This window comes from Streptomyces coeruleorubidus (assembly GCF_008705135.1).
In the GTDB taxonomy this organism is placed as follows: Bacteria; Actinomycetota; Actinomycetes; order Streptomycetales; family Streptomycetaceae; genus Streptomyces; species Streptomyces coeruleofuscus.
Map to the genome: position 1 here is coordinate 1,477,748 of NZ_CP023694.1, position 19,105 is coordinate 1,496,852.

General features: G+C 68.9%; 24 protein-coding genes. 12 read left to right on the top strand and 12 right to left on the bottom strand.

Annotation, left to right across the window (positions count from 1 at the left end):
* Window positions 1-13: 13 nt before the first annotated feature.
* A complete protein-coding gene (locus tag CP976_RS06690) occupies window positions 14-1,363 on the bottom strand; it encodes an aspartate aminotransferase family protein (protein ID WP_150479487.1) in 1,350 nt (449 codons plus the stop codon).
* Window positions 1,364-1,539: 176 nt separating this feature from the next.
* Here CP976_RS06690 and CP976_RS06695 point away from each other — a divergent pair, with 176 nt between their 5' ends.
* Window positions 1,540-2,706 carry an ROK family transcriptional regulator gene (locus CP976_RS06695; RefSeq protein WP_150479488.1) on the top strand — a complete coding sequence of 389 codons (1,167 nt, stop codon included), beginning with the start codon at window positions 1,540-1,542 and terminating at the stop codon, window positions 2,704-2,706.
* A 312-nt stretch (window positions 2,707-3,018) separates the two neighbouring features.
* Here CP976_RS06695 and CP976_RS06700 read toward each other — a convergent pair whose 3' ends face one another.
* Window positions 3,019-4,215: a site-specific integrase gene (locus CP976_RS06700; RefSeq protein ID WP_150479489.1), complete on the bottom strand. Its 1,197-nt coding sequence runs from the start codon at window positions 4,213-4,215 to the stop codon at window positions 3,019-3,021.
* Window positions 4,208-4,816, bottom strand: a complete 609-nt coding sequence (locus CP976_RS06705; RefSeq protein WP_167537286.1) for a helix-turn-helix domain-containing protein — start codon at window positions 4,814-4,816, stop codon at window positions 4,208-4,210. Before CP976_RS06705 ends, CP976_RS06700 begins: the two co-directional genes overlap by 8 nt.
* Window positions 4,817-4,946: 130 nt before the next feature.
* Here CP976_RS06705 and CP976_RS06710 point away from each other — a divergent pair, with 130 nt between their 5' ends.
* From CP976_RS06710 to CP976_RS06750, 11 genes are all read left to right on the top strand, one after another.
* Window positions 4,947-5,156, top strand: coding sequence for a helix-turn-helix transcriptional regulator (locus tag CP976_RS06710; protein ID WP_150479491.1), 210 nt, complete (start codon window positions 4,947-4,949; stop codon window positions 5,154-5,156).
* The gene (locus tag CP976_RS06715) at window positions 5,153-5,377 is read left to right on the top strand and encodes a DNA-binding protein (protein WP_150479492.1); all 225 of its coding nucleotides are present in this window, start codon (window positions 5,153-5,155) and stop codon (window positions 5,375-5,377) included. The genes CP976_RS06710 and CP976_RS06715 overlap by 4 nt, the downstream gene beginning before the upstream one ends.
* Window positions 5,374-5,853: a hypothetical protein gene (locus tag CP976_RS06720; RefSeq protein WP_229876061.1), complete on the top strand. Its 480-nt coding sequence runs from the start codon at window positions 5,374-5,376 to the stop codon at window positions 5,851-5,853. The genes CP976_RS06715 and CP976_RS06720 overlap by 4 nt, the downstream gene beginning before the upstream one ends.
* Entirely contained in the window at window positions 5,850-7,025 is a 1,176-nt protein-coding gene (locus CP976_RS06725; RefSeq protein ID WP_150479493.1) for an AAA family ATPase, read from the top strand. The genes CP976_RS06720 and CP976_RS06725 overlap by 4 nt, the downstream gene beginning before the upstream one ends.
* Before the next feature lie 291 nt (window positions 7,026-7,316).
* A complete protein-coding gene (locus CP976_RS06730) occupies window positions 7,317-7,571 on the top strand; it encodes a hypothetical protein (RefSeq protein WP_150479494.1) in 255 nt (84 codons plus the stop codon).
* Window positions 7,568-7,735: a hypothetical protein gene (locus CP976_RS42785; protein WP_167537287.1), complete on the top strand. Its 168-nt coding sequence runs from the start codon at window positions 7,568-7,570 to the stop codon at window positions 7,733-7,735. Before CP976_RS06730 ends, CP976_RS42785 begins: the two co-directional genes overlap by 4 nt.
* 181 nt (window positions 7,736-7,916) lie before the next feature.
* Complete coding sequence (locus CP976_RS06735; protein ID WP_150479495.1) at window positions 7,917-8,153, top strand: hypothetical protein; 237 nt, start codon at window positions 7,917-7,919, stop codon at window positions 8,151-8,153.
* 87 nt (window positions 8,154-8,240) lie between these two features.
* Entirely contained in the window at window positions 8,241-8,390 is a 150-nt protein-coding gene (locus tag CP976_RS42790; RefSeq protein WP_167537288.1) for a hypothetical protein, read from the top strand.
* Entirely contained in the window at window positions 8,387-8,653 is a 267-nt protein-coding gene (locus tag CP976_RS06740) for a hypothetical protein (RefSeq protein ID WP_150479496.1), read from the top strand. Before CP976_RS42790 ends, CP976_RS06740 begins: the two co-directional genes overlap by 4 nt.
* A gap of 292 nt (window positions 8,654-8,945) precedes the next feature.
* Complete coding sequence (locus tag CP976_RS06745) at window positions 8,946-10,154, top strand: phage major capsid protein (RefSeq protein ID WP_150479497.1); 1,209 nt, start codon at window positions 8,946-8,948, stop codon at window positions 10,152-10,154.
* Window positions 10,155-10,166: 12 nt separating this feature from the next.
* The gene (locus tag CP976_RS06750) at window positions 10,167-13,496 is read left to right on the top strand and encodes a transglycosylase SLT domain-containing protein (RefSeq protein WP_150479498.1); all 3,330 of its coding nucleotides are present in this window, start codon (window positions 10,167-10,169) and stop codon (window positions 13,494-13,496) included.
* A gap of 1,835 nt (window positions 13,497-15,331) precedes the next feature.
* Here the strand turns inward: CP976_RS06750 and CP976_RS06755 are convergent.
* From CP976_RS06755 to CP976_RS06795, 9 genes are all read right to left on the bottom strand, one after another.
* Window positions 15,332-15,616 carry a hypothetical protein gene (locus CP976_RS06755; protein WP_150479499.1) on the bottom strand — a complete coding sequence of 95 codons (285 nt, stop codon included), beginning with the start codon at window positions 15,614-15,616 and terminating at the stop codon, window positions 15,332-15,334.
* 107 nt (window positions 15,617-15,723) lie between these two features.
* Window positions 15,724-15,912, bottom strand: coding sequence for a hypothetical protein (locus tag CP976_RS06760; RefSeq protein ID WP_150479500.1), 189 nt, complete (start codon window positions 15,910-15,912; stop codon window positions 15,724-15,726).
* 366 nt (window positions 15,913-16,278) lie between these two features.
* Window positions 16,279-16,605, bottom strand: coding sequence for a hypothetical protein (locus CP976_RS06765; protein WP_150479501.1), 327 nt, complete (start codon window positions 16,603-16,605; stop codon window positions 16,279-16,281).
* On the bottom strand, window positions 16,602-16,973 hold the full coding sequence (locus CP976_RS06770) for a DUF6907 domain-containing protein (RefSeq protein WP_150479502.1): 372 nt from the start codon (window positions 16,971-16,973) through the stop codon (window positions 16,602-16,604). The genes CP976_RS06765 and CP976_RS06770 overlap by 4 nt, the downstream gene beginning before the upstream one ends.
* Window positions 16,970-17,152 (bottom strand): hypothetical protein, encoded by a 183-nt coding sequence (locus CP976_RS06775; protein WP_150479503.1) that lies wholly within the window; start codon window positions 17,150-17,152, stop codon window positions 16,970-16,972. Before CP976_RS06775 ends, CP976_RS06770 begins: the two co-directional genes overlap by 4 nt.
* A complete protein-coding gene (locus CP976_RS06780) occupies window positions 17,149-17,439 on the bottom strand; it encodes an HNH endonuclease (protein ID WP_150479504.1) in 291 nt (96 codons plus the stop codon). Before CP976_RS06780 ends, CP976_RS06775 begins: the two co-directional genes overlap by 4 nt.
* Window positions 17,436-17,753, bottom strand: a complete 318-nt coding sequence (locus CP976_RS06785) for a hypothetical protein (protein WP_150479505.1) — start codon at window positions 17,751-17,753, stop codon at window positions 17,436-17,438. The genes CP976_RS06780 and CP976_RS06785 overlap by 4 nt, the downstream gene beginning before the upstream one ends.
* Entirely contained in the window at window positions 17,750-18,472 is a 723-nt protein-coding gene (locus CP976_RS06790) for a DUF6907 domain-containing protein (protein WP_150479506.1), read from the bottom strand. Before CP976_RS06790 ends, CP976_RS06785 begins: the two co-directional genes overlap by 4 nt.
* Window positions 18,469-18,909, bottom strand: coding sequence for a hypothetical protein (locus tag CP976_RS06795; protein WP_150479507.1), 441 nt, complete (start codon window positions 18,907-18,909; stop codon window positions 18,469-18,471). The genes CP976_RS06790 and CP976_RS06795 overlap by 4 nt, the downstream gene beginning before the upstream one ends.
* Between the last annotated feature and the right edge of the window lie 196 nt (window positions 18,910-19,105).

Consider the following 19,105-nt stretch of genomic DNA (forward strand, 5'->3'; position numbering starts at 1 on the left):
TTCGGCCGGCCCGTCACAAACGGTTTTTCGCGACCTCGGCGAACGTGTCCAGGAATCGCGTCACATCGGCGGAGTCGAAGGCCAGCGGAGGCCGGATCTTCAGCGTGTTCGCCGACGTGCCCGTGCCGCTGATCAGGATGCGGCGATCGCGCATGTCATTGATGACGTCTTCGGTCAGTGCGCGGTCGGGCTCGAGGGTTTCCCGGTCCTTGACGATCTCCACGCCGACGTAGAGACCGGCGCCGCGGACTTCGGCGACGTAGGGGGAATTCTCGGTGATCTCCCGCAGTCCCGCGCGCAGAGCGTTGCCGTTCTCCAGGACGCGCTGCTGCACGTTCTCCTTCTCGAAGACGTCCAGCACCGCCGCACCGGCGGCCACCGGGATGGAGCTGCCGCCGAAGGTGTTGAAGTAGCGGACGTTGCGTCCGAACTCCTCGCTGACCTCGGGGCGGAAGACCACACCCGAGATCGGCAGGCCGTTGCCCATCGGCTTGCCCATGGTGACGATGTCCGGCACCACACCGTGGCGGCTGAAGCCCCACATCGACTCCCCGAGCCGGGCGAACCCCGACTGGACCTCGTCCGCGATGTAGACACCGCCGGCCGCGTGCACCTCCTCCACCACGGCCTGCATGTAGCCGGGAGGGTCGGTGAAGATGCCGTCGCTGCTGTGGGCGCAGTCGGTGATCAGGGCCGCGAGACGGTAGCCGTGGCGTTCGAGGTCGTCGATCGCGCCGCGCACCTGCTGCCGCATGTGCTCGGCGAGCGTGGACCCGGGCGCGACGAGGCGCGGGTCTGGAGCGTCGATGAGCCGGACGTTCGGGCCCAGCGGCGAGCCCGCGCCGAGGGTCGGTGAGAAGCTCGCCACCTCCCGGGTGATGCCGTGGTAGGCCCAGCGGGTCACGATAATGCCCTCGCCGCCCGTGTGGAACCGCGCCACCCGCACCGCCAGGTCGTTCGCCTCCGACCCGCTGCACGCGATGCTCAGCTTGGACAGTTCCTCGGGGAAGGTCGAAAGCAGCCGCTCCGCGTAGTCGACCAGGGCTTCCTGGACATAGCGCGTGTTGGTGTTGACCACCGCCATCTGGCGGGCGACGGCCTCGGCCACGTGGGGGTGGGCGTGACCGACGCAGGGGACGTTGTTGTAGGCGTCGAGGTAGTCGTTGCCGTGGCGGTCGATCAGGTGGGCGCCGTGACCGGCGACGAACTCGACCGGCTCCCTGTAGATCAGGGTGTAGCCAGGCCCCAGCACCTTGTTCCGGCGCTGGATGGTCTCTTGGAGGTGCTCGGGGAGCTCGCTCAGTACCCCGGGGTCGAACCGGTTGGGGTAGTGGGCGATTGCCCGACTCAGCGTTGAAGTCATCGGCAGGCACACCTTCAGTCTTGTTCCGGGGTTGCTCGCTGCGTTGGCCGGAAACATACCATCCTTCGTTCCAGTTCCAACCTGAAACTAGAAACTTTTTTCGCGCCGAACCCCTTGGCCGTACCGCCCAAACCGGTCACTGCCGGGTGGCGCACGGGGCTCGCTATGGTCATCACGTGACCAACCCGACCTCACGCGACTACAACAAGGCATCGGTCCTCGACGTGGTCCTCTCCCACGCGCCCTTGACACGGAACAAGCTCATCGAGCTGACGGGCCTGAGCAAGGCCACGGTGTCCAGAGCGGTGGAAGAGCTGCGTGCCGACGGCTTCGTCGTCGACGGTGGGGTCGACGAGATCACCGGCCGCGGCCGCCGGTCCACCTATCTGGACCTGCCGGGCACGACCGGCCACGTCGCCGGTGTCAGCTTCGGCGCCCGGACCACCGGTGTGCTGGTGACCGACCTGAGAGGCCGGGAGATCCAGCATGTGACGGTCCCCACCGCCGATCACCATGAGGTTCAGGACGCCGCGCGATGGCTGGTCGACCTGATCGGGCAGGCCGCCCGATCCGCGCAGGGTCCTCTGCGTCAGGTCGTCGCCGCGGTGCCCGGCCGGGTCCGGGGCGGCACGGAGATCTTCGGCCCCGCGCAGTCGATGAAAATCTTCGCGGGCACAGGCCTCCAGCGAGCTGTCGAAGCCCTGGTCGACGCCCCTGTGCTGCTCGACAGCGATGCCAACGCGTCCCTGCTCGCGATCCTCACCGACGACGCCACCATCAGGAACGCCGCGCTCTTCAGCGTCAGCACCATACTCAACTTCGCCGGCTGCACGGATCACGAGCTCGCCCGGGGAAGTACACCCACCTTCGGCGACATCGGTGTGCTCTCCTCCGGAGTCGGCGACGAGAACCTCGACGACCTGCTGAGCACCCGAGGTCTCCTCCGGTTCGCTCGCCAGCGGGGGCTCGACCTGGAGCGCGTCGAGGATCTCTGGCTGCAACCGCACGCCGAGGCGCCGCATGCCGAAGTGCTGCGAGCGTTCACGACCGCGATCGTGACCGCTGTCAGTGTCGTCGCGGTGACGCTGGACCCGGAGTCGGTCTACTTCGTGGGCCGGCTGCGCCCGCTCGTCGACGTCGTCCTTCCCCAGGTGCGCGAGCGGCTCGACCAGAGCCTTCCGGCGGTGCCGGAGATCAGGACGGTTCCGCATCAGATCGGGCTGTCGACGGCACAAGGAGCGGTCTACGCGTGCCTGACGATTGCCCAGGAACGGCTGCGGGACGCCGTGCTCGGCGCACGGCACCGGAACCGGCTCACGGAGCGGTCCGCACCGGCCTTCTGAGCCGACCGCCACGGCCCCCTGTCAGCACTCGTCGGCGACCGCCGGTGCACCAGCTGAAACGACGTCCTGGGTTGAAACCGGCTGACCTCGATGAACAAGCTGTGCCGCACGGCGCCGGCCTGCTGGTGCGCGCCTCAGCCGTGCCACACAGACGTGCCCGCGGACCTCGTCGAGCACCTCTCGTAGGTTCCCACGAAGGCACCCGCGACGCTGGCCTGCACGAATCGCCAGTAGAATCCGTACACTGTTCTACGGGATCACAGATCCATGCAGGTCAGTCGCGGTGAGGAGCATCTCAGCGGAGATCGTTTCTCACAATTTCTCACTGAGGGCCTTTTGGTCTACGCCGTGGAAGGCGTCCAGGGCAGCCGCGGCGCCCCTCATGTCCTCGGCCTCGATCTGGACGTACTTACGCTTGGTGAACGCGGCGTTCGTGTGGCCCGCCCACGCGGCGAGGATGACGTCCGGGACGCCGGACAGGGCCAGCGCCTTCAGGACCGCGTGCCGGGCGTCGTAGAGCCGCACCTGCCTCAGCCCCAGCCGGCGCATTGTCCGATACGCGTACTCCCGCAGCTGCCGCGTGTTCAGCGGGCGCCCGAGCTCGTCGACCACCACGAACCCCGTGAAGGTGTACGCCTCCCCCGCGCGCTGCTGCTCGGCAAGCTGCACCTCCTGAAAGGCCAGGAGGGCATCCCACGGGCCGCGCGGCAGCGGTAGCGAGCGCTCCCCCGCCGCGGTCTTGGTGTCCTTCTCCAGCACGCGCACGTTGCCGATCATCGTCCGCGTGAGCGTGATGGACAGCAGGCCGTTGACCAGGTCGAGATCCTTCCAGCGCTGCCCGCACACCTCAGCCGGCCGCAGCCCCATCAGCGAGAGCAGCAACGGGGCGAACAGGCGGTCGCCCTGAATCCCCCGGATGAACGTCTGCACCTCGGCCACGGTCCACGGCTTCGGCCTGTCCCGCTCCCGCTTGTCGGTCTTCTTGTCGGCGAGCGACGGCCGCACCTCGGAGGCCACGTTCACGCTGACCAGCTTGCGGACCACGGCCCGCTGCAGCGCACCTCGCAACCGGATGAGGATGCCCTCGACTGTCGAGATGGCCAGCCTGGTTCCCCGCTCGCCCCCCGCGCGCCGGCCGCGGGCGACCAGCTCGTCGACGAACTCGCGCACGTGATCCTCGCTGAGTTCCTGCAGCCGGATGTGCCCGAGCTGGTCATAGACGTGCACCAGGGCCAGGCGGTAGCTGCGGATGGTCGTCTCCTCGACGTCCCGCCGCTTGTACTCCAGCCACTCGTCCAGCCACTCAGCAAGCGTGATCTTGTTGGGGACGATCAGAGTTCCCGCGGCCCGCTGATGCAGGATCCGGTCCCGTTCCTCCCGGCACTCCTTCGCCGTGTTCCGGGTGACCGTGATCTGGATCCGCTTGTTGTTCTCGTCGCGGCCGGCGTCGACCATCAGCCGGTAACGGACCTTCCCGCTGGATAGGACGATCCGCTTCGGCTCAGCCATCCTCGCCGTCCTTCACGTCGACGCCTAGGAGTCGGCTCAGCAGTACGTCAGGGTCGATGTCCTCCCCGGTCTGCTCCTTGTACCGCTTCCGGATCTCGTCCATGGCCTTCCGGCCTTCCTCGGTCGGCACGGCCGGCCTGGAAACGGCCATGCGCACGCTGTACCCCACGTGCTCCGAGAGCCACTGCGGCGCCCCGAACAGCCGGTGCTCGACGAGCTCCGTCTTCTCCCTGCCAGGGGTGACGGTGAGAGGCAGTCGGCCGATACCCCACTCCCACGCGGCTAGGGCGTCGACTTCGCCGCCTCCCGTGACCTCCACTCGGTCGTCAGCGCGGTCGGTGAGTGGCAGCAGCAGGGCGGTGGGACTGACGCCAAAGGCAACGGCGAGAGCGGCTAGTTCGTCAGCCGTGACGACGCGTTCACCCTTTTCCATACGGGTGATGCCCGAGGCGGGGATGTTCCGGCCGGCGCGCTCGAGGGCGCCGGACAGCTGTCGCGTGGTCAGTCCCCGGCGCTCGCGCAAGCGGGCAATGTTCGCCGCAACAGTCCGTCCCGTGGGTCCTACCTCGATGGCGCGTCGTCCGCGCTGCTGGTCTGCCATAGGAAGCAGGTTAAGCAACAGTTCTGACCTTGTTGCGCATCCGGTCTCCGGTGCTAGAGTCTCCATAGCTGCATTGTAGGAACATGTGATGCAGGTTGGCAACGCTTGATCCTGGAAGGAGAGCCGGGCAGTGAAGGAAGAGTTCCTGTCGCCCAAGCAAGTCGCGACCGAGTACCCCGTGCTCGGCACCACGTCTGCACTGGCAGAACGGCGGTGGCGCGGCGAGGGGCCTGCGTACATCAAGACCGGCAAGGGGCGCGGTGGCCGCGTTTTCTACCGTCGGAGTGCCATTGAGGAGTTCCTGACCGAGTGCACCGTCACCCCGGGGAGGGCCGCGTGAGCAAGTCTCAGCCCACCCTCGCGGACATCCGGAAGTGGCCCGCCACGGTCAGCGTCACCGACGCCGCACGCGCCATTGGCTGCAGCCGCAGCCACCTCTACGAGCGGGTCAAGCGCGGTGACAGCCCCGTCAAGACCATCGGCGTCGGGACCCGCCACGTCGTCATCACGGCCGACCTCATCCGGCTGCTGTCGGGGGAGACGGGAGGCGCCGCGGCATGAGCCAGAACGAGAACGGCCCCCAGGTGCTGGAATCACCTAGGGGCCGTATGAACCTCGCGGGCGGCGAAGCTGAGCCCACGCTACCGCAGGACATGCCCGAGGGCGACGCCGACGTATTCGTCGAGCTGTGGGCCGAAGCCAAGGTCTACTACCTCGCCAGCGTCTTCCCCAAGTACGGCTCCCCGGCCTGGATCGCGCTCCCGCCCGACGACCCGCGGCGCCTCGCCTCCGCCCTCCACGCCGCCGAGATGTGGCGCAAGTACGGCGACGAGGACAACCTCCTCGCCTGGTTCCGCGACGTCAGCCGGCCCCGGCCGCCGTTCGCCGAGGGCCGCAGCCGCGCCGAACTGGACGCGCTGGCCAAGCCGAAGCGCCCGCACCAGCTGCGCGCCACCCCCGGGTGGCCGCCCATCCGCGTACCGGGCAAGCCCGGCCGGTACCTCACGTACCGCGACACCCACCAGGAGGCCGCATGAGCGAGCCTGACATGTGGCCCACAGGCTGGGAGGGGGGTGAACCTCACCTCACGGTCGTCCAAGGGGACACCCCGGTCACGCAGAAGCGCGGCCTGCTGCTGCGGCCCGCTTCGGGAATCAAGATCCGGCCCGTTCGCTGGCTGTGGGACACCACCCCGGAAGGGGCGACGCCCACGTCTCACGGGCGGATCCCGATGCACTCGCTGGTCCTCGCGGCCGGCGGGCCCGGGCTCGGCAAGTCGCAGTACGCGGTCTGGCTCACCGCTCAGATCACCCGCGGCCTGCTGCCCGGCGAGCTGTACGGCAAGCCACGGCCGGTCATCTACGCGGCAGCCGAGGACTCATGGGCGTACACGATCGCGCCGCGGCTCATCGCGGCCGACGCCGACATGGATCTCGTCTTCCACGTCACCGTGCAAGACGACGAGCAGCCACACGCCCGGCTCTCCCTCCCCGTCGACACCTCGCTGCTCGGGAAGGAAGCCGAAGCGCACAGCGTGGCCCTGCTCGTCATGGATCCGCTGCTGTCGTACATCGATAAGACCATCAACGACTACCGGGCCGCAGAAGTCCGGCAGGCGCTTGAGCCCCTTGTCGACGCAGCGGACCGGCACCGGTTCACGATCCTCGGCCTGGCCCACTTCACCAAGGCGGGTGGCTCCGATCCCCTCGCGAGAGTCGCCGGATCGGGCGCCTTCGGCCAGCTCATCCGCTGCCTGATCGCCTTCGCCAGACACGAGGACGAGCAAGGTGACGACCGCCTGGTCATGTCGCTGGAGAAGAACAACCTCGGTCGGCTCGGGCTGCCGTCGCACGAGTACACGATCCAGCCCGTCACCATCGCCACCCCCGAAGGGCCGTCCTACGTCTCACGGTTCGTCCTCGGCCCCGAAGTGACCACCTCGGTCCGTGACGTGATGCGCGCCGAGACGGAGCCGGACATCGGCCGCGAGGAGACGAACGAGGCGTCCGTGTGGCTGCGGGACTACCTCACCGATCTCGGCGGCGAAGCGGACGCCAAGGAGATCAAGCAGCACGCCAAGGCGGCCGGCTTCAGCAGCAGTGCCATGGACCGCGCGAAGCGGCGCCTGAAGCTCACATCCACCAACACCGGGTTCGGGAAGGAGAAGCGCGCGATCTGGTCCCTGCCGACGTCCCTAGACACACGCTGACGAGATTGACGGCATTGACGAGATTGGCCCTGACCAGCGGTTTCACAAGATCGGGCCAGTGACGAGATTGACGAGATTGGTGACGAGATTGAGCGGCCCAATTTCACCAATCTCGTCACCCCGACTCCCAATCTCGTCACCCAATCTCGTCACACAAAACAGCAGGTCAGATCCAATATCACCAATCTCGTCACCTCAAAGCGTGTGTAGAGGAAGGGAGGCGACGAGCCCCACCCCCACTTCCTCCCGTTGCTGCCCTCTCTGGCAGCCACCACAGACCAGGAGCCACCTATGGGACAGCCCCGCTACCGGATCACCGCCATGGCCCCCGTGTCGGGTCAGTGGTCCGTCCGCATCAACACACAGGGCGTCTACGCGCACGCCACAGTCGTCGCCTGGGCGTCCATCGCCTACCAGACCGTTCTTCCCGGCGACCAGCAGACCGAGACGCAGACCGTCTTCGTCTACAAGGGTCGGCCGATGACCGAGGCCGAGTTCCGGGACGTGTACGGAGACGACTCCGAGTTCCACGTGGAGCCGGTATGACCAGTCACGTCGACGAGCAGATAGCCGCCCGGATCGCGGCGGCCAGGCTCAAGCGCAGCAAGAGGCGCCAGCAGCGCGCCGAGCTCGACGAAGCCCGCGCGTATGGGCTCCATGCCCGGCATACCGCGAAGATGCGCCGCTGGGCTAAGGAGGACGGCGAATGACCCGCGTTCGCTTCTACTGCTCGACGTGCGCACGCAAGCTCAAGCGCGGCGCATACCTGCGATGCCCACTCGGCTGCGGGGCGCGCGTCTGTCGAGGCACGGGATGCGCCAAGCAGCACGGCCCCAACTGTCTTGTACGCCAGTCACGCACACCCACCACCCGCTCACCACAGGAGGCAGCGTGACGCCGCAGCAGAAGGTCACCGCGCTGGCGTTGGCCGCCCTGCGCAACGACCCGGTCGGCCTGGCCGTGCTCCTCGGCGACCTCGACGACGACGAGGTCCGCAGCGCGGCCGGCATCGCCCTCCTCAACCTCTGCAACGGCTTCCGGGCCATCCTCACCGACGACGCCATGCGCGAAGTCATCGCAGGAATGCAGGCGCTCGCAGCGAGCGAAGCGGGCGGGGAGGGGAGTTGAAATCGCGAGACAAGATCTTTGGGGGACCGCCGCGGCCAGAACGGAAGACGCGTGCTCAGAACGCCGATAGGGGGACTAGGAGGAATCATGGATGAGGAAGACGAGCCTCAGGGCCACAACCCGGTCGTCCGGGTGCCCGCGTTTCAGGTTGACGGGTCGAGCCTGCGGCCGGCCGTCGTGGATGCGCCGCTGGACGTGGCGACGCAGTGGGACGAGCGCATCTGGGGGCATGCATGAGGGTCCGCACGCTGGACGGTACGGAGGCTGCGGGCACGCAGCTGGTCCTGGCGGTCCTGGAGCACGCTGAGACGGCCCCTGTGGGCCCGTGGACGGCTCAGTTGGGCATGGCGGCCGTGGTGGACGGCTCAGGGGCTGTGTGGTTCGTCGGGACGGACGACGTGGGCCGCCTGGTGTCGCTGCCCTGCGAGTGCGAGCACGTCGAGTTGACGACGTACAAGGACGGTGCGGAGATCTCCCGCACTGTCGGCGTGAACGGGTAAAATGACCACAGGTTGATCGACGGCCAGTCTCTTGGTCCGCGGTTGGCTCACTCCGAAGATGGCCGTGGGAGGCCATCGGATCGGCCCGCGCCTCTCCTCAGTCCGCGCCGGCCGGCCGCCCGTCTCCCTACGGTCTCCGGAGGGGAGCCCCGCCAGCTGAAGGCCCGCCACATCGGCGCCTCCGGTATGACGCTGTCGAGTTCCCGCACTCCAGCCGCCTCCCCACAGGCCGCTGTCGAGTCGCCCGTCTCCAGCACGCCGGGAAGACACCTACGACTTCCCAGGGGACACCATGCAGAAGGACATCACCCAGCTCGGTCAGGAGCTGAAGCACCACCTCGAGGCCGCCCAGGCGATCGCCACGAAGGCCGACGACGAGAAGCGCGACTTCACCCCGGACGAGATGACCGAGGTCAAGTCGCACATGGACGCCGCCAAGGGCCTGAAGGCCGACATGGAGGCGGCCAAGGCGACTCAGACGATGCGCACCGCGCTGCAGGAGCTCGGCGACGGCATCGCCGGCACCGGCCGCGAGACCAAGTCGGATCTGCACCCGCGGGTGAAGGCGTCGGGCGGTACGGACTGGGGCGAGACGGTCGTGAAGGCCGTAGCCGGCCCGGACGGCTACAAGGGCATCCTGGCGAACGGCACGGTGGCGGTGAACGTGCCGCTGAACCCGGAGCCGGTCCGCATGGACGTGCCGGTGCTCACCCTGCGGCAGCTGATGCCCAACGTGCAGAACACCAGCGGCCGCTTCGCGTACCTGCGGCAGAACACCCGCACCAACAACGCGGCCGTCGTGGCGCAGGGCGCGAAGAAGCCGACCTCCGTGTACCAGCTGCAGCGGATCGACGACCGCGTCCGCACGATCGCGCACCTGTCGGAGCCGATCGCGAAGCAGGACCTCGACGACGTCGGCATGCTGCGCCAGTTCATCGACCAGGAGATGCGCCTCGGCCTCGACCTGGCGCTCGAGGACGAAATCCTCAACGGCGACGGCACGGGCGAGCACATGACCGGCATCGGCAACGTGTCCGGCTCGCAGGCGCAGGCGTTCGACACGAACCTGCTCGTCACGACCCGCAAGGCGGTCACGAAGCTGGAGCGTTACGGCTACCTGGCCGGCGCGGCGTTCGTGATGACCCCGGAGGACTGGGAGTCGATCGAGCTCCTCGCGGACAACGAGGCCCGCTTCTACTACGGCGGCCCGCAGAACATCGTCAACCAGGGCGCCCGCCGCCTGTGGGGCGCTCCCGTCGTCGTCACGGACGCGGCCACGACCGGTGTGGCCCACCTCGCGGACTTCCGGCAGATGCGCCTTCAGGTCCGTCAGGACGGCGTCCTCGACTGGTCGGAGAATGTGTACGACCCGAACGCCCTCGGCGCCGGCTCCGGGGCCTCCGACTTCGAGCGGAACATGCTGCGCTTCCGCTTCGAGGGCCGGTTCGGTCTGGAGATCCTCCGCCCGTCCTCCATCGTCGAGATCGACCTGACCGCCTGATCGGGGGCCGTCATGGCGACGGGTGGAACACTCGTCGGACGCGGATACGTCAGCATTCGCCCCGAGTTCGAGGGCGACTGGTCCCGGGAGGTCAGTTCACAGACCTCCCGGGCGGGTGCTGCCGGCGGTTCGGCGTTCAGCAAGGCGTTCGGCGGCGTGCTCGGCGCCGGACTGAAGACCATCACGCGCGGCTTCGGCGTCCAGCTGGCCGCCGCCATGGCACCGGCCGCGGGCGCGGCGGGCGTGCTGGCCACGGCCACGCTGGCGGCAGCGTCGGCGCAGACGGCCCTTCAGATCGGCCTGTCGGGCGTCTCGGACGCGGTGTCGGAGGCGTTCAACCCGACGAGCCCGGAGAAGTTCAACGAGGCGATGGCGAAGCTGTCGCCGAACGCCCGATCGTTCGTGACCGAGCTGCGCAGCATGAAGCCCGCGATCGACGGGCTGCGCCTGGCGGTGCAGGACCGGCTGTTCGCCGGCCTCGACAAGACGATGGCCACGGCCGCGAAGACGACACTGCCGATCTTCCGCAACTCCCTCGTGAACAGCGCCGGGGCCCTGAACCTGATGGGCCAGAACCTCGCCAACACGGCGATCGGGTTGGGCAAGTCGGGGGCGCTGGGTACGGCCCTGTCGCATGCGAACGAGGGCCTGTACAACCTGTCGCGGGCCCCGTCGGTGCTGCTGCAGGGCTTGTTCCAGGTGGGCGCGGCGGCCGGCCCGTCGTTTGCGAAGCTCACCGCGGCCGGCGGCTCGGCCCTGGACACGCTGTCGGAGCGGATGACGGGCGCGTTCTCGTCGGGCGCCATGCAGGACTTCATCGAGACCGGCGTGGACGTCCTGATGGATCTGGCCGGGATCCTCAGCGACGCGTTCGCCTCGGTCGGGAACATCCTGAAGGCCGCCTCCGACGCGGGCGGCCAGGCCCTGGCGATCGTGGGCTCGCTGTTCGAGGAGCTACGCCGCATCACCGCGATGCCGGAGGTGCAGGCCGCGCTGAGAACCATCTTCGCGTCCATCGCGCAGATCGCCGGGGCGATCGCCCCCGTTATCGGCTCCGTGCTGCAGGCCGTGATGCCGCTCATCGCGGCCATCGCGCCCGTGGTCGCCCAACTGGCGACCGCCCTCGGCCCGGTCCTGCAGCAGCTGGCGACGACCCTGGGTAAAGCCCTGGCGCCCATCATCGACGCACTGCTGCCGGTGCTGTCCCTGGTCGGTGAGGCGGTGGTGCAGATCATGCAGGCGATCACGCCGCTGCTGGAGCCGATCGGGAAGCTGCTCGGGGCGATGATCGACGCGTTGATGCCGGTGCTGAAGCCCATCATCGACATCGTCGTGCAGCTCGTCGACGTCCTCGTCGGCCCCCTGGGGCAGATCATCAACCAGCTGATCCCGTACATCGGCCTGCTGGGGCAGGTCATGGGCCAGGTGTTCGCCGGCCTCACCCCGCTGATCGCGCCGCTCGTCGACATCGTCGGCTACCTGGCGCAGGTCTTCGCCGACGTGTACGTCCAGCTGATCCAGACGGTCATGGACGCGATCGTGCCGATGATCCCGGCCATCATGCAGCTGGTCAGTGTGCTGGTGACGCTGGCCATGCAGGTGATCCAGGCGCTGATGCCGTCGCTGGAGGATCTGATCGGCGCCGGCCTGCAGCTGCTCGATGCAGTGCTGCCGCTGGTGCCGATGTTCGCCGAACTGGCGGCGATGATGCTGGGCCTGGTCACGAAGGCGCTCGCCGTGATCCTGCCCCCGCTGATCAGCTTCGCCGGGTGGCTCATCTCCGGCCTGGCCGGGGCGATCTCGGCGGTGATCGGCTGGGTGTCCTCCCTCATCAAGTGGCTGACGAAGAACCTCGGCCCGGCCTTCCGCTGGCTCAACGAGAAGGTCGTCCAACCGGTGTGGCGGGCCATCCAGGGCGCGATCCGCTACGCGTGGGAGAACGTAATCCGCCCCCTGTTCAGCGGCATCAAGCTGGGCATCCAGGGCGTGGGAGCCGTCTTCCGGTGGCTGCGCGACAAGGTCGTCACGCCCGTCTGGAACGGCATCAAGGGGTCGATCTCCTTCGTGTGGGAGAAGGGCATCCGGCCCGCGTTCGACGCTCTGAAGAAGGCGATCGGCAAGGTCGGCGGGGCGTTCGGCACGGCGAAGGACGCCATCAAGAAGGCGTGGGACAAGATCCGCGATGCGACGAAGGCGCCCATCAACTTCGTGCTGCGGACGGTGTGGAACGGCGGAGTCGTCAAAGCCTGGAAGAAGATCTCCGACTGGGTTCCGGGCCTGCCGAAGCTGAAGGAACTCCCGCTCCTCGCGCAGGGCGGCACGGTCCCGGCCCGGCCCGGCGTCTTCAACCGGCCCACGGCGATCGTGGGTGAAGGCCGCAGCCAGTACCCGGAGTTCGTCATCCCCACCGACCCGCGGTACCGGGGGCGTGCCCTGTCGCTGTGGGAGGCTGCGGGCGGCCAGCTCATGGCCGATGGCGGCATCCTCGGGGACCTGTGGGGCGGCATCAAGAACGTCGGCAGCAAGATCGGCGGGGCGATCTCGTCGGCCGCGGACTTCCTGACGGACCCGGGCAAGGCGCTGGAGAAGCTGCTCGGCAACCTCACGAAGCCCCTCGACGCCATCAAGGGCAGCGCCTTCGGCCGGCTCGCCCTGGCCCTGCCGAAGTCCATCTTCAAGGGCCTGAAGGATCTCGTCACGGGCGGCGGGGACGCGGTGGCCGGGGTCGGCCCCGGGGCAGGCTCCGGCGTCCAGCGGTGGCGCGGGGTCGTCCGGCAGGCCCTCGGCCTCGTCGGGCAGCCGCTCTCCTACGACAACATCACGCTGCGCCGGATGAACCAGGAGTCCGGAGGCAACCCCACCATCGTCAACAAGTGGGACTCCAACTGGGAGGCCGGCTATCCGTCGGTGGGCCTGATGCAGGTCATCCGGCCCACGTTCCAGCGGCACGCCGGCAGGTTCCGCAACAAGGGGCCCTTCTCCTATGGGGTGTCCGTCGACCCGTTGGCGAACGTGTACGCGTCCATGCGGTACGCGCTGGCGGCCTACGGGTCGCTGCCGCGGGCGTACAACCGGGCCGGTGGGTACGACGATGGCGGCTGGCTCGGCCCCGGGCAGATCGGCGTGAACAACCTGCGCCAGCCCGAAGCGGTTCTGACGCCGACGCAGTGGCGGACGATGCAGTCCGCGGCGGCGGCCGGCGCCACGGGCGGGCTCCAGGCGGGCGACGCGCTGCGCCTGGTCGTCGACGACCACGAGTTCACCGCGTACATCGACGTGCGCGCCGACGGCCGCGTCCAGCGCGGCAACCAGCAGCTCGTCCAGGTCCTCAACGCGTCCTGACGAACCATCACGGAAGGTAGGCGAAACCAGGGCAAGCCGGGCGCTCAAGAGGGTGCTCGGCTGCTGCTCAAGGGGGCTCGACCGCAGGTCAGGGCTGCTCAGCCAACTGCTCAAGCACTGCTCAGCAAGCACCCTTGAGCAGTTCGTGAGCACCCCCGTGAGCACCCGCGACCTGCGGTCGAGCAGTCGTGAGCACCCCGCGAGCAGCCACCCATACGGGGCAAACCGTACCCCTCGATTGGTCCTCGGCTGCTCCTCGACCGCAGGTCACAGCCCCTCGCGCAAGTCCTCGACTGGTCCTCGACGATCAAGGTGAGGGGTAGCGCGAGGGGTTCGGCGAGGACTTCTGACCTGCGGTCGAGGGGCGGCGAGGACCGCGCGAGGGGTTCGCATACAGGGGCAAAGTGGGTGGACAGCCACCCGGACACCGGGTGGACATGTGCCGGTTTGTACCCGGACAGCGGGTGGACACTGTCCGGACAGTGTCCGGGCCGGAAGATCATCTGTCCGGGGGACTGTCCGGGGCATTCTGCGCATTCTGGTCGGACAGAGGTCTGACAGCTGCCCCAGATTGCCCCGGTATCGGGTCTGACAGAGGTCGGACAGTCACGGACAGAACCTTGATCATCTGTCAGACCTTGTCAGACGTTACCGCCGGTATGTCAGACCTCTGTCCGACCTCGACCTGCGGGTTGTCCGACCTCGTCCAACCTCTGTCAGGGGTACATACCGGGGCAGATCCACCGTGACGGCGACCGTGATTCCACCGGTACTGACCGGGACGGCGTACCGGTCGACGGCCCGAGAATCACGGTCTCTCACGGTCCCTACCGGACGAATCACGGTGGGCATACCGGTCAAAGCACCCTGCCGGAACCCTGCCCCGACCCTGCATCGCTGCAGGTCGACCCTGCCCCGGACCCTGCCCGAAACTGGCAGGGTCGGCGAGCACCCTGCCCCGGCCGGGCAGGGTCCAGGCAGGGTTTCGGCAGGGTGCTTCCTGCGGAAAGGCAGGGTCGGGGCAGGGTCCTGACCTGCGTGACCCTGGTGGTCACGCAGGTCAGAGCCAGGACCGTGACACGGGGTGTGACACGGGTGTGACCCCCCAGGTCAGAGACTGTGCAGACCCCTGTGCACCCCCTGTGCAGACGGGCCCGACCCCTGTGCAGCTCGCACAGGGGTCTGCGTTCAACGCACACCCACTGCACAGGGGTCTGCATAGGGGCATACCGGGATGAACTGGCCGTGATGGAGGTCGTGATGGGGTCGTGACGCCGCAGGTCAGGGTCGTGATGGAGGTCGTGATGGGGTCGTGATGCCATCACGACCTCGAGGCCCGAAATCACGGCCTATCACGGGTAGCGTCACGGCCTCCACCTGCGGCGTCACGACCCCATCACGACCCGGCGGGCGCCCGGTTTGCCCCCGGCGCAGACCCGGCGGGCACCCGGCGGCCGGCCTGGTGAGGTGGCGTGGCTGCCGGGTCGTCGCTGGGTCCGTACCGGCCTCCTGCCGGGTCTCTGCCGGGTGCCTCACCACCTCACCAAACCGCCGTTCCGGCAGGCCGCGACCGGTGGCCCTGCCTGGTGACCCGCCGGGTGGAAAGTCACCACCCCACCAGAGACTCACCAGGCTCTGGACGGCCGCCCGGGAGGCTGGTATCACGCGTGCCTGCGCGCCAGCGCGAGCGGGCGCGTTGGGCCGTCGATGGCTCAGCTGGACGGCTTGAGCCGAGCCGTTGAGCCATCCCGCGGTGAAACGAAATCGGCAACGAAAAGGCCCCCGGACCGTCCCGTGTGGAAGGCGGGGCGGGCCGGGGGCCACGGTCGTGCGGGTCAGCCGGCGAGGCGCTCCCACAGCTCGTCTTCGATGTGGGTGGGGATCTCGCCGGGGCCGGTCTTGCCGAAGTGGGCGATCCGCACCCGGCGGATGGACCACGTCGGATACGCGGCCCAGCCCTCCGGGGTGTGCGGCAGCTCGCCGCGGGGGCCGATGCAGTCGAGGGCGAACGTGTCGCCCGCTTCGAGGTCGGCGGCGAACGTGCGCAGCCCGGCGGCGACCGCGGCGGGGTCGACGGGCGTCGGCTGCGGCTTGGGCGTCTTGCGGAGGAGACGGAGCACGGCTTGTCCTCTCGGTTCTGGTTGCGGGCCTGCCGGTTGGCCGGCCCCACCGCGCCCCCGCAACCGTGGTGCAGAGCCCCATGGTTGGCGGAGGACGGAAGGGTCGGTCAGCGGCGGTACATGCCGGCTCGGGTGAGCGCGGCCTTCACGTCCGCCTGACTCGGCTTGAGGCCGGCCGCCGCTGCGGCGGCGATGACCTCGGCCGGGTAGGCGTGCCCGCGGTCGCGGACCATGCTCCGGGCGATGCTGACGATGCCCGAACGCCGGGCACGGCCGGCGGCGGTGCGAGGCTTCACGGTGGGTCCTCTCCAGGGGTCTGCGTTGAGCGCAGACCCCTTGGGCGTAAAGGGCTCGGAGCCCTTGGGGGTAAAGGGTTGTGGGGGTCGTTGATTTGGATCGCGACCTGCGGTGAGCGCGCTCACCCGGCGCTCACTTTGAGCGGCCAACAGGCGCTCAGTGAGCGCCCATCCAGACGCTCACCGGGGCGCTCAGCGAGCGCGCTCACCGCACGCTCAGGAGGCGCTCACGGGAGGGGGGTAGATCGGTAACACGCTGGGCGTTTGTGGCCCTCACGGGAGGGGGTCGATGGGATTCGACCAGCCACTACGAGGGCCCCGGAGGGTGCGGGTTGAGCCCGCACCCTTTTGGGATTCGACGTGCGGCTACGCGGGGACCGGGAGCGCCCAGCTGTCGCTCCATCCGGCGTTCGCCGGGGGCGCCTTGTCGAGCCGGTTCTTCTCGATCCACGCGGACCGCTGGGCGTTCCACGCGTCGAGCGTCCCGGCCTCCTTGCACGGGTCCCCGTAGGCCCGCCACTGGGGCTCGCAGCACAGCACGCAGGTGTACGGCGCGTCGAGGTCCGAGACGCCCCCGTCGTAGGACCACAGGTGCCCGTGCTCGTCGAGGTCGGCCGCCGGGATCGGCTTCGGGTCGACGGTCGTGTACGGGGTCAGAGAGGACCCGGTGCGAATCCACACGCGCTGACTCATGCCTGGTTCTCCTTGATGGCGGCGAGGCGGTTGCGCATCTCCTCGACGGCGGCCGTGTACTTCTTCAGCTGGGCGAGGTAGGCGTCGGCCTGCTCGATGGTCTCCAGGTCGAACCCGCGGTCCGAGTTGCCGATGGCGATGCACGACCACTCCGGGTTGTTGGAGTGGTCGACCAGGTGCGTGGACAGCAGCGGCTCGGCGTACTGCGGGCGCGCCCCGGGCGGGGCCGGCACGTTGACCTCCTCGCCACGGTGGAAGAAGTCCTCCGTGCCGATCCACGGGTCTTCCGAGTGGTCGATGACGCACCACGCCGGGCAGTCGACCGTGGTGGGGGCACTTGCGATGCGACCTGCGGTGGTGATGCTCATTTCGACTCCGTTCCGAGGATCCGGTCGAGCAGGGCGGAGAAGAGGCGGGCGCCGTACCTGTCGTCCGTGGCGCGGGCCACGATGAGGAGATCGGCGACCCGGCCGGCGGGCGGCAGCGGGCGGGCCTTCATGCCCGTCACGGCCGCGTACTCCGTCGGGCGGTGGACGAGCGCGCTCATGCGGTCAGCTCCCAGTTCTCCGGCCGGAAGGTGGCCAGCAGCAGCCACACCAGCGGCCACGGCAGGGCCGCGCCCTTGGCGAGGTTGCAGCGCTCGCAGGCGAGCACGAGGTTGTCGACGTCCCACCCGGGCCAGATCCAGTGCGGGACGTAGTGGTCGAGGGTCTTGCGCCGCATCGGCCGCTTCTTGAAGTTGCGGCGGCAGTAGAAGCAGCGGCGCCCGTCACGGGCGGCCAGGTGGCACTGGAAGAACGCCCGCAGCTCCGGGTCGATGTCCGGCCTGCTCACCGCGCGGCCTCCGTCCTCGGCAGGTCGAACGGGTACGGCAGGCTGGGGCCGCCCTTCCAGCGGAAGGAGTACTGCAGCCACGCCTCCCGGACCGCGTCCAGGCACCGGCGGTAGTCGCCCTCGTCGTCCCGGGAGCCGGCCAGGATCTCCTGCCGCCACGTCGCGAGGACGACGAGCAGCTGCTCGACGTACTCCTGCGGGATGTCCGGGTCGGAGTTGTCGGGGTTGGACGGGCCGTCGGGCCCGTACTCCAGCTCGAACAGCGTGTCGCTGTCGAGGCCCTCGAAGCGGGCCGCGTAGTCGATGGCGCTCACCGCTGGTACCCCCTCAGCCGGTCCGCCTCGTTCGCCAGCCGGTACAGCTCCCCGGCGTACAGGCCCACCCGGGCGGCCAGCTCCCGCGTCTCCTGCGGGTCCAGGCCCGCGGGGAGGTCATCGACGTCGACCAGCGGGAACGGCTCCGGCCGCAGCTCCGAGAACGGGCCCCGGCTGAGCCGAGCAGCCAGCAGCTGGTAGCCGTCGAACTCCAGCGCCACCGGGCGGCCGGTGTGGGTGATGTCCGCGAAGTGCGACACCGGGTCGCCCTCGTGGCCAACGCACCACTCCGGCTCCGGCACGGTCACCTCGCCCCGGTCGACAGTCTGCAGCGTCACCGTGCCCTCACCGCGGCGCGGCTCCTGCACCGGCAGGGGCGGAGTAGCCGCGAAGGCCCGATCGACGGCCACCCCGAGCAGGTCCATGGCCCGCTGCTGCTCGGGCGGGAACACCGTCCGCTCGTTCGCCTCCATCAGGTGGTCCAGCTCGATGATGGCTTCGGCGGCCAACTGACCCTCGACCTCCCGGCGCACCTCGTCGTCCGTGAGGGACTCCGGGGTACGGTCCGCGCCGAGGCCGGCGAAGCTCATCGCCAGAGCGGTCAGCAGCTGGGTGCGGGTCAGCGCGAACGCCACCCGCACCACAGCCACGGCCGGCTCCAGCTCGTCGACACCGCCCTGCACCTCGAACGGGCCGAAGACGGGAAGGTGCTCGTTCACGCCTGCTCCCGGTCCATGTGGGCCACGAGGTCCCGCACAACGGCGAGGCGCTCGATGGGGGACTGGCCGAGGGGGACGACGACGAGACGCAGACTGTCCTTGCGGACCATCGCGAACGCCTTGAAGGCTTCGCGCATCTTCGGGTCGAGGGTGGAGGCGTCCCACTCCTCCATCTCGACCTCGTGCTCGGCGAGCAGGGCGCGCAGCGTCTCACGGGCCTCCTGCTCGTCGGCGAGGCGCTCGAACGCGGCCAGACGGGCGTGGGCGTCGGCGACCATCTCCCGCAGGCGGGCCGGGGACACCTCGTCGAGGTCGCCCTGGTGGTGGTCGGTGGACGCGATGAGCGTCAGTTCGCCGGTGTCGAGGTCGGTCATGACCTCGGCCTCAAGGATGAGGCTCACGGCGCGTTCGGGCGTGCTGATGGCAGAATGCTGCACAGCGGTCTCCTGGTGTCTCAGGTAGATCCGTCAGGCCCTGGGCAGGTGCTGGTAACACCCGCTTAGGGCCGCCCCCATTTCGGGGGCCGATGACTCCATCTAACAGCACCCGTTCCTACTTAGCAACACGGGTGCGGGGGGAATTCGGAGCGTGACTACCCCGGGTGGACGTCACGCCCGTCTCACATCCGTCTCA

Bases quoted from the DNA above. Each gene is read 5' to 3' on its own strand.
- CP976_RS06690 (WP_150479487.1), bottom strand. From the start codon at position 1,363: ATGACTTCAACGCTGAGTCGGGCAATCGCCCACTACCCCAACCGGTTC.
- CP976_RS06700 (WP_150479489.1), bottom strand. From the start codon at position 4,215: ATGGCTGAGCCGAAGCGGATCGTCCTATCCAGCGGGAAGGTCCGTTAC.
- CP976_RS06705 (WP_167537286.1), bottom strand. From the start codon at position 4,816: ATGGCAGACCAGCAGCGCGGACGACGCGCCATCGAGGTAGGACCCACG.
- CP976_RS06720 (WP_229876061.1), top strand. From the start codon at position 5,374: ATGAGCCAGAACGAGAACGGCCCCCAGGTGCTGGAATCACCTAGGGGC.
- CP976_RS06725 (WP_150479493.1), top strand. From the start codon at position 5,850: ATGAGCGAGCCTGACATGTGGCCCACAGGCTGGGAGGGGGGTGAACCT.
- CP976_RS06730 (WP_150479494.1), top strand. From the start codon at position 7,317: ATGGGACAGCCCCGCTACCGGATCACCGCCATGGCCCCCGTGTCGGGT.
- CP976_RS42785 (WP_167537287.1), top strand. From the start codon at position 7,568: ATGACCAGTCACGTCGACGAGCAGATAGCCGCCCGGATCGCGGCGGCC.
- CP976_RS42790 (WP_167537288.1), top strand. From the start codon at position 8,241: ATGGATGAGGAAGACGAGCCTCAGGGCCACAACCCGGTCGTCCGGGTG.
- CP976_RS06740 (WP_150479496.1), top strand. From the start codon at position 8,387: ATGAGGGTCCGCACGCTGGACGGTACGGAGGCTGCGGGCACGCAGCTG.
- CP976_RS06745 (WP_150479497.1), top strand. From the start codon at position 8,946: ATGCAGAAGGACATCACCCAGCTCGGTCAGGAGCTGAAGCACCACCTC.
- CP976_RS06750 (WP_150479498.1), top strand. From the start codon at position 10,167: ATGGCGACGGGTGGAACACTCGTCGGACGCGGATACGTCAGCATTCGC.
- CP976_RS06765 (WP_150479501.1), bottom strand. From the start codon at position 16,605: ATGAGTCAGCGCGTGTGGATTCGCACCGGGTCCTCTCTGACCCCGTAC.
- CP976_RS06770 (WP_150479502.1), bottom strand. From the start codon at position 16,973: ATGAGCATCACCACCGCAGGTCGCATCGCAAGTGCCCCCACCACGGTC.
- CP976_RS06775 (WP_150479503.1), bottom strand. From the start codon at position 17,152: ATGAGCGCGCTCGTCCACCGCCCGACGGAGTACGCGGCCGTGACGGGC.